This window comes from Mycoplana sp. MJR14 (genome assembly GCF_029210525.1).
In the GTDB taxonomy this organism is placed as follows: Bacteria; Pseudomonadota; Alphaproteobacteria; order Rhizobiales; family Rhizobiaceae; genus Mycoplana.
Genome location: NZ_JARGEO010000002.1, coordinates 323,608 through 335,914, shown reverse-complemented (window position 1 = coordinate 335,914; position 12,307 = coordinate 323,608). Strand labels below are relative to the sequence as shown.

General features: G+C 67.9%; 14 protein-coding genes and 1 pseudogene. 10 read left to right on the top strand and 5 right to left on the bottom strand.

The window, feature by feature from the left end; genetic code table 11:
* Window positions 1–112: 112 nt before the first annotated feature.
* Both P0086_RS05880 and P0086_RS05875 read right to left on the bottom strand, forming a co-directional pair.
* Window positions 113–1,276 (bottom strand): AI-2E family transporter, encoded by a 1,164-nt coding sequence (locus tag P0086_RS05880; RefSeq protein ID WP_275783494.1) that lies wholly within the window; start codon window positions 1,274–1,276, stop codon window positions 113–115.
* A 140-nt stretch (window positions 1,277–1,416) separates the two neighbouring features.
* Entirely contained in the window at window positions 1,417–2,763 is a 1,347-nt protein-coding gene (locus P0086_RS05875; protein ID WP_275783492.1) for a DUF1214 domain-containing protein, read from the bottom strand.
* Window positions 2,764–3,081: 318 nt separating this feature from the next.
* Here P0086_RS05875 and P0086_RS05870 point away from each other — a divergent pair, with 318 nt between their 5' ends.
* Window positions 3,082–3,471 carry a DUF930 domain-containing protein gene (locus P0086_RS05870; protein ID WP_112600482.1) on the top strand — a complete coding sequence of 130 codons (390 nt, stop codon included), beginning with the start codon at window positions 3,082–3,084 and terminating at the stop codon, window positions 3,469–3,471.
* A 45-nt stretch (window positions 3,472–3,516) separates the two neighbouring features.
* On the opposite strand, the gene P0086_RS05865 is transcribed toward P0086_RS05870, so the two are convergent.
* On the bottom strand, window positions 3,517–4,395 hold the full coding sequence (locus P0086_RS05865; protein ID WP_275783489.1) for a VOC family protein: 879 nt from the start codon (window positions 4,393–4,395) through the stop codon (window positions 3,517–3,519).
* Window positions 4,396–4,712: 317 nt separating this feature from the next.
* On the opposite strand from P0086_RS05865, the gene P0086_RS05860 reads away from it, so the two are divergent.
* The 3 genes from P0086_RS05860 (at window position 4,713) to P0086_RS05850 (ending at window position 6,584) form a co-directional block, all read left to right on the top strand.
* Window positions 4,713–5,123: a universal stress protein gene (locus tag P0086_RS05860; RefSeq protein WP_112600936.1), complete on the top strand. Its 411-nt coding sequence runs from the start codon at window positions 4,713–4,715 to the stop codon at window positions 5,121–5,123.
* A 143-nt stretch (window positions 5,124–5,266) separates the two neighbouring features.
* On the top strand, window positions 5,267–5,587 hold the full coding sequence (locus tag P0086_RS05855) for a TraR/DksA C4-type zinc finger protein (RefSeq protein WP_112600935.1): 321 nt from the start codon (window positions 5,267–5,269) through the stop codon (window positions 5,585–5,587).
* Between the two features lie 346 nt (window positions 5,588–5,933).
* The gene (locus tag P0086_RS05850; RefSeq protein ID WP_112615812.1) at window positions 5,934–6,584 is read left to right on the top strand and encodes a hemolysin III family protein; all 651 of its coding nucleotides are present in this window, start codon (window positions 5,934–5,936) and stop codon (window positions 6,582–6,584) included.
* Between the two features lie 36 nt (window positions 6,585–6,620).
* Here the strand turns inward: P0086_RS05850 and P0086_RS05845 are convergent, their stop codons facing one another.
* Entirely contained in the window at window positions 6,621–7,196 is a 576-nt protein-coding gene (locus P0086_RS05845) for an XRE family transcriptional regulator (RefSeq protein ID WP_275783484.1), read from the bottom strand.
* 26 nt (window positions 7,197–7,222) lie between these two features.
* Between P0086_RS05845 and P0086_RS05840 the strand changes: the two genes are divergently transcribed.
* Entirely contained in the window at window positions 7,223–7,759 is a 537-nt protein-coding gene (locus P0086_RS05840; RefSeq protein WP_275783481.1) for a GNAT family N-acetyltransferase, read from the top strand.
* 147 nt (window positions 7,760–7,906) lie between these two features.
* On the opposite strand, the gene msrB is transcribed toward P0086_RS05840, so the two are convergent.
* Complete coding sequence (gene msrB, locus P0086_RS05835) at window positions 7,907–8,314, bottom strand: peptide-methionine (R)-S-oxide reductase MsrB (protein WP_275783479.1); 408 nt, start codon at window positions 8,312–8,314, stop codon at window positions 7,907–7,909.
* 129 nt (window positions 8,315–8,443) lie between these two features.
* Between msrB and P0086_RS05830 the strand changes: the two genes are divergently transcribed.
* The 5 genes and pseudogenes from P0086_RS05830 to P0086_RS05810 all read left to right on the top strand — a co-directional run bounded on the left by P0086_RS05830 (window position 8,444) and on the right by P0086_RS05810 (window position 12,305).
* Complete coding sequence (locus tag P0086_RS05830) at window positions 8,444–8,698, top strand: type II toxin-antitoxin system VapB family antitoxin (RefSeq protein WP_275783477.1); 255 nt, start codon at window positions 8,444–8,446, stop codon at window positions 8,696–8,698.
* A 50-nt stretch (window positions 8,699–8,748) separates the two neighbouring features.
* A pseudogene (locus tag P0086_RS05825) lies at window positions 8,749–8,889 on the top strand (DNA-binding protein); the annotation flags it as partial.
* A gap of 244 nt (window positions 8,890–9,133) precedes the next feature.
* Window positions 9,134–11,515: a putative monovalent cation/H+ antiporter subunit A gene (locus tag P0086_RS05820; RefSeq protein ID WP_275783475.1), complete on the top strand. Its 2,382-nt coding sequence runs from the start codon at window positions 9,134–9,136 to the stop codon at window positions 11,513–11,515.
* The gene (locus P0086_RS05815) at window positions 11,512–11,928 is read left to right on the top strand and encodes a Na(+)/H(+) antiporter subunit B (RefSeq protein ID WP_112599248.1); all 417 of its coding nucleotides are present in this window, start codon (window positions 11,512–11,514) and stop codon (window positions 11,926–11,928) included. The genes P0086_RS05820 and P0086_RS05815 overlap by 4 nt, the downstream gene beginning before the upstream one ends.
* Window positions 11,928–12,305 carry a Na+/H+ antiporter subunit C gene (locus P0086_RS05810; RefSeq protein WP_148151894.1) on the top strand — a complete coding sequence of 126 codons (378 nt, stop codon included), beginning with the start codon at window positions 11,928–11,930 and terminating at the stop codon, window positions 12,303–12,305. The genes P0086_RS05815 and P0086_RS05810 overlap by 1 nt, the downstream gene beginning before the upstream one ends.
* Window positions 12,306–12,307: the final 2 nt, after the last annotated feature.

The window sequence follows — 12,307 nt, the reverse complement described above, 5'->3', positions numbered from 1 at the left end:
GGCGCCGCGCCGCCGAAGGGCGGAAAGCGCATTGTACCCGATCCGCGCCCGCCTGCGCAGGGGGGCAGGGGCAGATGCAGGGGCAGGGGAGAGGGGCCGTCGCGTCCGGAGATCAGCCGGGCAGCGTCGGCCGCGCCTTGCGGCCCGGGCGCAATTCGTCGGCGATCGTCATGCCGATGATCGAGAGCGGCAGCGCCAGCATCGCCCCGGCCGCCCCCCACATCCAGCTCCAGAACACGATCGCGGTGAAGATGACGAAGGCGTTCACCTCGAAGCGGCGCCCCATGATCGCCGGCAGCACGAAATTCTCGATCACCAGGTGGATGCAGACAAAGGACAGTGCCGGCGCCAGCCCGAGCAGCACCGTGTCGTGCGCCAGGAAGCCGCCGGCCACGAGCGCCAGCGTCATCACCGTCACCCCGAGGAAGGGCACGAAAGAGGAGACGAACGCAAACAGCCCCCACATCCAGGGCAGGCCGAGATCGCCGGCGAAGGCGATCACCGTCGTGATCAGCCCGAGCACGCCGTAGACCAGCGAGGCGGTGGCGAAATAGTAGCCGAGCGAGCAGTCGATCGCGTTCATCACCCGGATCGCCGTCAGCCGCTGGCGGCGGTGCGGGAAGGCGAGGATCAGCATCCGGCGCAGCTTCACCCGGCCGGAGAGGAACAGGACCAGGGCTGCGAAGAAGATCAGCACCTGGATCAGGGCAGGGGTGATCCCGGCCGTGACCATGCCGAGCACGCTGCCGGCTTTTTCCAGGAAGCCGTCGAGCGTCACCGAGCCGGCGGTGAAGCTGCGCGGGTCGAGGTGCAGCCATTCCAGCCGGTTCAAGAGCGGCGTGAACCGCTCGATCGTGGCGTTGACGATCTCCGGCGCCTCGGCGGCGAGCCGCATCAACGGGCCGGAAAGGGCGGCGACGGCGAAGACGGAGCCGGTGGCGAAGGCGGTCGCCAGCAGGAGTGCCGTCGGCAGCGGCGGGATGCCGAGGTCGTTCAGTTTTTCGGCCGCCACCCCGAGGATCAGGCCGACGACGACCGCCAGCGTCAGCGGGATCAGGATGTGCGCCATCAGATAGATGGCGCCGAGCGCCATGATGACGAAGATGCCGATCATCGCCCAGCGCCAGGAGAGTTCCAGCCCGCTGATCGAGGGCGGCGGCTCGTCTGCCGCAGCCCCGCCGACGAGGCGGACCGCCGCCTCGCCCTGCCGCGCCAGCGCCCGTCCTTCTCGCTTCTGTGCAATCTCCTGGATGGATGCCAACGAAATCTTGTGCATGGCGCGGGTCCCCTGATTGCAGGGAGAACGCACGGAAACGCCTGCGGTTCCCGGCATCGCCGGCCGTTGCGGCCCGGCCGTCCGTGCCGGGGCCTTGGGAAAGAGTTGACAGGAACGACCGAACCCGGCCCCGGTTCAGTTCACCCGGATTTGACGGGCGTCACCGCCGGCGGGGCCCATCGTCCGTCCCGGACCTCGTCCTTCGGCACATAGGTCCGGAAGGTCAGCGAGAACGGCTTGCCCTGCGGAGAGGGAAGCCAGTTCGATTCCGCGACGCCGGCGACGGGCCTGGGGCCGATGGCGATCTTCAGCGAGCCGTCCGGTTCCTTCTGCAGTGCCGAATAGCTGTTGAAGTTGTAGCGGTTCAGATCGTTCGGCACGACGCGATAGTCGGGCACGCCGACCAGGATGACCGACCAGTAGGAATCGACGACCGACTGCGGCAGTCTGTCGGCCGGGAAGTGGATGACGTAGCTGTCGGAGCCGTTCAGCGGCTTCTCGTTGGCGTCACGCGTGGCAGCGAAGTAGATCACCTCGTCGCTGGTATTGGCCCAGATGCCGACATAGTTGGCGACGCTTCTGAACCGGTAGTCGCTGCCGTAGTTGCCGGTCGGGCCGCCGCCGACCCAATGGTTGCGGTAGGGGGCGCTCCTGGTGAAGGCGTATTCGATGAACTGCGGAATGACCGTTTCGTGCAGGAGCCCGTCGACCGCCGCGCGCGCTTCCGCCGAGGAGGCGACATGTGCGGCCACGGCGCGCACCTGCTGCTGCATCCGGGCCGCGACGGGCGAGACGTCCGACGCGCTGGCAAGCTTCGCATCGACGTCGTCGAAGATCGCCGCGCCGATCAGGCGCGCATTGTCGAACGAGGGCACGAAGGGCGGCGCGGCGATGACCGGAGTGCCGAGCGCGGTCATCTTGAAGGCCTTTTGAAGTCTCAGGGCACCCTCCGGATCGCCCTTGAGCTCGACGCGCCCGAGCAGCTTGGCCTTGCGCGCGTGCAGCTCGATCCGGGCGGTGTCCGCAGGCAGGCTGCCCTGCCAGCCGGGCGCGACCAGGGCGAACCTGCCGAAGGGTTTGGAGGGAAAGGTGCGCTCGTTGATGTTGGCGATCACCTCGCCCCATTCGTCGAGGATCTGGGCGGTGTAGTAGCGCCCGGTGATCTCGGGAACCTCGAGGAGCACGGGCGTTCGCTCGTCCACGGCAAGCCAGGCTTCGAGGTAGGCGACATCGAAGTTGGGATTGACGAAGTCGGCGGAGCCGAGCGGGTTGTACCTGATCTGGTTGTAGGCAAAGCCCGCAGCGCCGCTGTCGATCCGCTCCTGCCGGATGACGAGGACGCGACCCAGCAGATACAGGTAGGCGTCGGTGATGGCCTCCTCGTCCGGCGTGCCGGCCTCCGCCCGCACGAGGGCGGGAACACCGGCCAGGCCAAGGGCGGAAACCGTGCCCAGCATCGACAAGAGAACGCGTCGTCCAAGGTCCATGGTTGCCTCCCATGCAGAATGCGTTCGAAGACGGGCAGCGAGCAGGCAATTCGGGCGTCGGGCGCGGCCTTGGCGGCCAGGTCCCGGCCACAGTTAAAGCGATTGCCGGCGTAAATGAAAGGGCGTTGGCGTGGAGACGTGGGATCGAGGACGACGTCCCGGGGGCGGGCCGCAGCCGATCCGGATGCCGGGCGCGGCCCGCGGATGCAGGTGGCATTTCCGGCCGGTGGATATTGCGACCCGGATCCGGTTTCGGACTCTTAATCGCCCCATTTCTGTCGCAGGAGCGGCTGTCCCGGCATCGGAGTGAACATACGAATGAAGACCGCCATCCCGCTGCTCGTCTGCGTTCTCGCCATCGCGCCCGGCGCATCGGCGATGGATGCCAGCATCCGCCGCCAGCTGTCGGAGCTCGATCCCCAGACCCGCCTCGAGCAGCGCTGCGACATGGAGGCGATGAGCCGCATCCGCAAGGCCAAGGAGGGCTACCAGCCCGACAAGGTGATCGCCTATTCGTTCGGCGATCCGACGACGTCCGGCAACATGCTCAAGACGAAAGGCGCGGTCTTCCGCAGCAAGGGTGAATGGTACCGGCTCGCCTTCAAGTGCGAGACCACGCCGGATCACTTCGACGTCACCGCCTTCAAGTTCAGGATCGGCGAAATGGTGCCGCGCGACGCCTGGGACGAGCATTACCTCTACGACTGAGGTGCCGCGCAACGGGCCCGAAAGGCCGGGCCCGGCCGCAATTCCTTACGCCGACAGCTTCAGGCCGATGCCCCAGGGATCGATCAGCGAGACGGTGCCGCCCTGCCGCGTGGTGGCGATCTCCATCGTCTCCAGCCTGTCGACCGCCTGCTGCAGCCGGCCGGCATCGGCGAAGCGGAGCGTGTAGTCGGCAAGCCCGGTCATCGCCGGCTCTCGCCTGGCCGCCCCGCGCGAATTCCAGATGTTGGCCGCCACATGGTGGTGGTACTTGCCCGAGGCGAAGAAGCTCGCCCCCGGATAGCGCGCCATCAGGTCGAGGCCGAGCACGTCGCGGAAGAAGGCGTCGGCCTGCGGAATGTCGGACACCTGCAGGTGGATGTGGCCCATGGCCGAATCCTCCGGCAGGCCGGTCCAGGCCTCGTCCCTGGGCGCCTCGTCGTAGAGCCGCTGCACGTCGAGCGGCAGCGTCGACATCTCCACCATGCCGTCCGGCTTGTAGTTCCACTCGTCGCGGCTGCGGTCGCGGTAGACCTCGATGCCGTTGCCTTCCGGATCGTCCAGATAGAGCGCCTCGCTGACCAGGTGGTCGGAGGCGCCCGTGAGTTGCACGCCGCCATGGGCGGCATGCGCCAGCCAGCGCGAAAGCTCCCGGCGGCTGGGGACCAGGAAGGCGTTGTGGAACAGCCCCGGCGCCCGCTTCGAGGCGCGGGCCGCCCTTGCGTCGGTCGACAGCGTCAGGAGCGGCCTGCCGCCGGTGCCGAGCGTCTGGCCGGAGGGCGACTGTTCCAGCACGGAAAGGCCCATGATCTTCCGGTACCAGTCCGCCATCATCGGCAGGTCGCTGACGACGAGATGGGCGTGGTCGACATGCGCCGGCATGTTGACGGCATGGGTGGGCGAGGCGAGCGCCGAAGTTTCGGTCATGGACTGTCTCCGCTGCGGATTCCGTCGTCGGTGCCTGCCGGTCGGCCGTGCGGCCGGGCAGGGCCGGTTTGGCAAAACCGGTGCCCCGGACTATGGCCGGACCTGACCGTTCGGAATAGCTGATGATTTGGTGAAATATTGTCAATACCTGGTTGACGATCATGCGCCTGCCGTCGGGCGACCGGGGCCCCGTCCGGGAAGGGCCGGCGGGGGCCCTTGTGGCGCGGCATCGCAGATTGGACTTGATCCTCGTCAATGCCGCGCGCAGTCTCTGCATGCGACGTTTGCTCCATCACTGGAGAAAAAGGGAGCCGGGCATGTACAGCAAGATCATCGTTCCCGTGGCCATGGACCAGCTGGAGCGCGGTGAAGCGATCCTCAGGCGCGCCGTCAGCCTTCTGGCGGAAGGCGGGGAGATCGTCCTCGTCAACGTCATCGAGGTCGCCACCAGCTACATCTCGATCGAGTTTCCCGCCGGCATGGTGGAGATGGAGATCAAGCAGGCCGAGGAGCGCCTGGCCCGCATGCGCGACAAGCTCGGCCTGAAGGCCATGATCGACATCCGCTACGGCGGCAGCGCCCGCGAGATTCTCGCCGCCGCGCAGGAACATGGCGCCGATCTGATCGTTGTTGCCTCGCACCGCCCCGGACTGGCAAACTATCTGCTGGGCTCCACCGCGGACCGGGTCGTGCGGCACGCGCCCATCTCTGTTCTCGTCGATCGCTGAGGCTTCGATCGCCCGCCTTCGGTGAGGGCGGGCCGGGGAGGCGTTGCCGGATCCCTCCCATGGCGTGCATTCGGATTCCGCGGCGCCGGGGCAGGCGGTCCTGCCGCGCAATGCCGGCGGGATATTTCTGGAAAGGACAGCTCATGCTGGATACCGCACAATTCAAGGACAGGCTTCTCGGGCGCAAGCACGAACTCCACCGCCTCCTGCACAGGATCGAAGGCGACCTCGAGGCGACGCCGAACCCCGACGCCGAGGAGCGGGCGACCGAGCGCGAGAACGACGAGGTGCTGGAGGAGATCGGCAACACCGGTCTCGGCGAACTGGCGGCCATCGATGCCGCTCTCGATCGCATCGAGGCCGGCACCTTCGGCATCTGCGCCAAGTGCGGCAATCCGATTTCGCCGGCGCGGCTCGCCGCCGTTCCCCATGCGGCGCTGTGCGAGGAGTGCATCCACGGCTGAGCTCCCTTCGACCCGCCGATGACAGGCCCCGGCCGGGGCGCGGTGGCCTGTCGCGCCGGTCTTCGAGTTCGGAATGCGCCGCAAGGCCCGCAAGCCGGCCGCCGGTCGTTCCACCACTCCCCGGCCGTTACCGAGGTTACCAAATGTGAAGCCCGCCGGGCGTTGCGGGCGCATGCCGGCCTTGAAGGTGGCCTCCGCAATTGGCACCATGGGGTGTCCCGCAATGTCTCGACAGGGGCGCTCCCTTCCGGGAGGGGAGTGGGGCAGCATGGCGCCGATGGCCGTGGCCTGCCGGACGCGCCTTCGAAGTCTGACGTCCGCATGGTACCGCGTGGAACGGGGTCGCATGGAACTCGAAGGTATCCGTTGGCACTATGACCGCCATGAACTGATCGCGGACGGCATCGTCCACGGGATCGGCGTCGTGCTTGCCCTGATCGGGGTGACCGCGCTGATCTTCTACGCCACCATCGCCGGCACCTTCGGCCAGCTCGCCGCGAGCTGGATCTACGGCGCCGGCCTGCTCGTCTCCCTCGGCATCTCGTTCGCCTACAATCTCTGGCCCGTTTCGAACGTGAAGTGGTTCCTGCGGCGGCTCGACCATTCGGCGATCTTCGTGCTGATCGCCGCCACCTATACGCCCTTCCTCGAAGCCGGATGGCGCGAGCCGGTGCTGGTCGGCATGTTCATCGGCGTGTGGCTGATCGCGGCCGCCGGCGTGGCGCTGAAGTTCTTCTGGCCGGGGCGCCACGACCGGCTGGCGATCCTGCTCTACCTCGCCATGGGCTGGAGCGGCGTGCTGGCGATCGAGCCGCTGCGCGCCGCCCTGTCCGAGACGACGCTGACGCTGATCCTGGTGGGCGGCATCCTCTATTCGGTGGGCGTGATCTTCTACATCTGGCAGAGCCTCCGCTTCCAGAACGCGATCTGGCATGGCTTCGTCGTCGCCGCCGCGGGGGTGCACTACGGCGCGGTCGTCAGCTGCGTCAGCGCGTGACGTTCGCCAGCGGCGGCGCCGGGCGGAGGACAGGCGTCACCCGGCCCGATCCGCCTTCAAGAGCACGACGAGATAGCGGCATGGCTCCGGGCCCCCGTTGAGGAAGACGCAGTCGGCGGGCGGGCCGAGCGTCAGGCTGTCGCCGGCCTCCAGCCTGTGGGTGGTCTCGCCCTCGACGAAGGTGAGCGCCCCCTCCGTCACGTGCAGCATCTGGCGCTGGAAGGCGTAAGCCGCGGCGGGATAGGCGACGCGGGCGCCGGGCGGCAGCTCCACTTCGATCAGCTCGGCGGGGGCCGTGGCCGGCGAGATGTGGCGGCGGCGATAGCCGGTCTCCGGGTCGACCCAGACCGGCTGGTCGGCACGGCGCGAAAGCCGCTCCGACCCGGCCTCTGCGCGGGCGATCAGCGTCGAGATCGAAAAGCCGAAGGCGCCGCAGAGCCGCCCGAGCAGGGCCGCCGTCGGGCTGCTCTCGCCGCGCTCGACCTTGTGGATCATGGCGCGCGAGACGCCGGCGCGCTCGGAAAGCTCCGTCAGCGACCAGCCGCGCCCCTCGCGCTCGGCGCGGACGCGCAGCCCTAGACTCCGGTCGAACTCATCTGTTAAAATGGACATAACGTAACAATAGTGGACAGACGATCATGGTGCAAGCGACCACGGAAAAGGCGGCGCTGATCCGCGATGCGCGCGAGGACGACATGGGCGCGGTCATGGAGATCTACAACGACGCCGTCGCCAACACGACCGCCATCTGGAACGACGAGCAGGTCGATCTGGAGAACCGGCTCGACTGGTTCCGCACCCGCCGCGGCCGCGGCTTCCCCGTGCTCGTCGCCGAGCTCGACGGCCGGGTGGTCGGCTATGCCTCCTATGGCGACTGGCGCGCCTTCGACGGCTATCGCCACACGGCCGAGCACTCGATCTACGTGCATAGGGACGTGCGCGGCAACGGCATCGGCCGCACGCTGCTGGCGAGCCTGATCGAGCGGGCGCGGGCGGCCGGCATCCACGTCATGATCGCCGGCATCGAGGCGGAGAACGAAGCCTCGATCCACCTGCACGAGAGTTTCGGCTTCCGCGTCGTCGGCCGGTTCGAGGAGGTCGGCACCAAGTTCGGCCGCTGGCTCGACCTGACCTGCATGGAACTGTGCCTGAACCGACAGAAAAACGTGGCCTGACAAGGGCTTGAGCGGCCGAGGCGAATCTGCGTCGGAAGGCGGCGCGGCGCGCCGGCGCGCGGACGGAAATCCCGGAATCGGATTTTCAGCGGCGGTCGCCAAGCCGTTCATTTTTAAGGTATTTCTGCGCGCGAAGTGGCAGCGCGGCTACTTTTCCTCGAACGCCAGGGCCACGCCGTTCATGCAGTAGCGCAGGCCCGTCGGCGGCGGGCCGTCGGGGAAGACGTGGCCGAGATGGGCGTCGCAGTCCGCACAGCGGATCTCCACGCGGTTCATGCCGTAGGAGAGATCGCGGTGGCTGGTCACCGCGTCCGGCGTGATCGGCTGGGTGAAGCTCGGCCAGCCGGTGCCGGAATTGAACTTCGCCTCCGAGCTGTAGAGCGGCCGGTCGCAGCAGATGCAATGATAGGTGCCGGTCTTGGAGCTGTCGAAATCCGGGCTGGAGAACGCCCTTTCGGTGCCGTGCTGGCGCGTGATCCGGTATTGTTCCGGCGTCAGCACCGCCCGCCATTCCTCGTCCGACTTGACCACCTTCAGCCTGACCGTCTCGCTCATGAGCGCCTCCTTTTGCGCTTTGATGTAGGGGCGGGCCCAGGCGATTGCAATCGCCGCCGCGCGGCATTGCGCCGGCGGGGCCGGACGCCCTATTTTCCTGCATGGAGGAAAGAAGAGAGGAAGGGTGGAATGCCGCTCAACATCGAGGACGAGGCGACGCATGCGCTGGCGCGGCAACTGGCCGAAAGGACCGGTGAGACGCTGACGGGGGCGGTGCGCCACGCGCTGGAGGAAAAGCTTGCCCGTCTGGATAGCGCCAGGGACAATCACCGGCTTGCCGACCAGCTCGACCGCATCGCGCTCGATTGTGCCGCCCTTCCGGTGCTGGATGACCGCAGTCCCGACGAGATCCTCGGCTACGGCGACGACGGTCTGCCGCGATGATCGTGCTCGATACCTCCGCGCTGGTGGCGATCCTCTCCGACGAGCCGGAGCGGCGCGCCATCGGGTCGGGCGTCCTTCCGGATTTCGTCATCGTCGCCCATGCGGCGGTGGCCGGTCTGGCGCTGATCACGCGCGATGTCGGGCACTACCGGACCCATTTCCCGTCGCTGGCCCTGGTGACGCCGGATTGAGCCGCCGGCCGTTGCGGACCGACGCGCCGTCGCAGCGGCTGCCTTGCCCGCCCGCCGGCCCGGAAAAACGCGCCGCTTCCGCTTTTCAAGGGTGGCCATTTCGGCGATACCGACATAGAAACAGCGCACTGGCTGTGCCGGTGACTCGCGCGTTCGGCGCACCGGCAGCCGTCCGAGGGGAGCGCCTGCCGCATCGGTGTCCGGCCGGGGGCGAGGCGGAAGGGCACGGGACGAGGGAGAGGGGATGCAGACGGAAAAAATGGCAATGACGTTCATCGCCTTCTGTCTGCCGTTTCTGGGTGCGCTGGCCGCGCCCTTTCTGACCCGCGTCCTCGGCCATCGTGCCGCCTGGCCGCTTTCGCTTTTCCCGGCGGCGATCTTCCTGCATTTCTGGCGGTTCCTGCCCGAGGTGTCCGCAGGCGAAGTCGTCACCGGCGGCTATGCCTGGGTGCCGGCCTACAATGTCAGCTTCTCCTGGCTGGTCGATGGGCTGTCGCTGGCCTTCCTGCTGCTCATCTCCGGCATCGGCACGCTGATCGTCCTTTATTCCGGCGGCTACCTGAAGGGCCATCCGCATCAGGGGCGCTTCTTCTCCTTCATCCTGATGTTCATGGGTGCGATGCTGGGCCTCGTCGCCTCCGACAGCTTCCTGATGCTGTTCGTGTTCTGGGAGCTGACCTCGATCACCTCCTTCCTGCTGATCGGCTTCGACCATGGCCGCGAGGCCTCGCGCCGGGCGGCGCTGCAGGCGCTGGTGGTCACCGGCGGCGGCGGCCTGTTCCTGCTCGCGGGCCTTCTGGTGCTGTGGAACGTCACCGGCGTTACCCAGCTGTCGCTCCTGCTCTCCTTCGGCGAGGAGGTGCGGGCCAGTTCCTTCTATGCGGCGATCCTCGTGCTCGTGCTCGGCGGCGCCTTCACCAAGTCGGCGCAGTTCCCGTTCCATTTCTGGCTGCCGAACGCGATGGAGGCGCCCACGCCCGTCTCCGCCTACCTGCATTCGGCGACGATGGTGAAGGCCGGCGTCTACCTTCTGATGCGCCTCAATCCGGTGCTCGGCGGCACGACGCCGTGGGAGACGATCCTGCCGGCCTTCGGCGGGCTGACCCTGCTCGTCGGCGGGGTGCTGGCGATCCGCCAGACCGACCTGAAGCTGATGCTCGCCTATACCACCGTCGCTTCGCTCGGCCTGCTCGTCATGCTGACCGGCTTCGGCTCGCAGCATGCCGCCGCCGCCGCTCTCTATCTGGTGGCCCATTCGCTGTTCAAGGGCGCGCTCTTCATGGTCGCGGGCCTGATCGACCACGAGACCGGCACGCGCCACATCACCCGCCTCGGCGGCCTGGCGCGGCTGATGCCGGTCACCTTCGCCGCCGCCCTTCTGGCGGCGCTGTCGATGGGCGGCCTGCCGCCGTTCTTCGGCTTCCTCGCCAAGGAGGAGGTCTATGCGGCGCTCGAAGGCGGCAGCCTCAGGGCGATCGCCTTCACGCTCGCCGCCGTGATCGGCAACGCCATGATGTTCGCCGTCGCCTTCGCGGTTGCGCTGAAGCCCTTCCTTGGCCCGCGCGTCGAAACGCCGAAGGCGCCGCATGAGGGGTCGCTGCTGCTCTGGCTCGGCCCGGTGGTCCTGGCACTCCTCGGCCTCGGCGCCGGCCTGTTCTCCGGGCTCGTCCATCCGATGGTCTCCTCGCCGCTCGCCACCGCCATCGCCGGCGAACCCGAGACGGTGACGATCTCCGCCATGCCGCATGCGAGCCTGCCGCTGCTGCTGTCGGCGGTGACCGTGGCGCTCGGCATCGCGGTCTTCCTGCTGCTCGAGCGCGCGCGCGCCGCCGCTGGCCGGCTGGTGGAGGATATCGGCTGGGGACCGGACCGCGGCTTCGACCAGGTCATGACGGGCCTCGTCCGCGTCTCGCATCGCCTGACGCGCCTGTTGCAGCCGGGGCTGATGGAGGCCTACCTGACGACCACCTTCGTCGTCGTCGCGCTCGCCCTGCTCGTGCCCCTCGCGCTCTACGGCGAATGGCCGCGCCTGCCGATCTGGCCGGCCGATGCGCAGTTCCACGAGATCGCGGTGATGGCGCTGGCGCTCGCCGGCGTCTTCGGCGTGCTGTCGGCGAAGAACCGGCTGAACGCGATCCTGGCGCTCGGCATCCAGGGCTTCGCCGTGGCGCTCCTGTTCCTGCTCTTCGGCGCGCCGGACCTGTCCTTCACCCAGTTCATGGTCGAGACGCTGTCGGTCGTCATCCTCGCCCTCGTCATGACGCGGCTGCACCTGCAGCCGCGCGACGCCCGGCCGCTCGGGCAGAAACTGCCTGACGCCGCGGTGGCGATCGCCTGCGGGCTCGGCTTCTCGCTCTACCTGCTGAAGGTGACGCAGGGCCGCTTCGATCCGGTGCTGACCGAGTTCTTCGACCTCTATTCCAAGGCGATCGCCCACGGCGCCAACGTCGTCAACGTCATCATCGTCGACTTCCGCGGCACCGATACGCTCGGCGAGATCGCCGTCGTCATGACCACCGGGCTGGCCATCCTGTCGCTGATCCGCATCCGCAAGGGCGCGGCAACCGCCGCCGGGCCGGCAGGCGGTCCTTCCGCACAGGCGATCAAGGAGGAGCAGCAGCCATGAACACGGTGATCTTCCGCACGCTCGCCCCCTTCCTCACCGCGCTGATGCTGCTCTTCTCCGTCTTCGTGCTGCTCCGCGGCCACAACGAGCCGGGCGGCGGCTTCATCGGCGGGCTGATCGCCGCCTCGGCGCTGGCGATCTACGGCATCGCCCGCGGCATCCGCCCGGTGCGCGAGGCGCTGTGGTTCCACCCGATGACGATCGCCGCCTTCGGCCTGCTGCTCGCCTGCATCGCCGGGCTGGTGTCGATGCTCGCGGCCGTCCCCTTCATGACGGGGCTGTGGATCTATCCGAGCCTGTTCGGCGTGGAGGTGCCGCTGTCGACGGTGATGCTGTTCGATTTCGGCGTCTACCTCGTCGTCGTCGGCGCCGTCACCTCGATCGCGCTGGCCCTCGAAAGGGAGGACATCTGATGGAGGTTCCCTTCGCGCTCCTGATCGGCATCTTCTTTGCCGCCGCCGTCTACCTGATGCTGTCGAAGTTCCTCGTGCGCATCCTGCTCGGCGTCGCCATCCTCGGCAATGCGGTCAATCTCTTGCTCTTCACCACCGGCCGGATCGTGCGCGAGGTGCCGCCGATCATTCCCGCCGGCGCCGATCACCAGGTGGCCGTCACCGCCAACCCGCTGCCGCAGGCCCTCATCCTGACGGCGATCGTGATCTCGTTCTCCTTCTTCGCCTTCCTGCTGGTGCTCTCCTACCGCGCCTTCCAGGATCTCGGCACCGACAACGCCAACGAGATGCGCGTCGCCGAGCCCGCCACCGACCCAGCACCGCCGACGGGATACTAGAA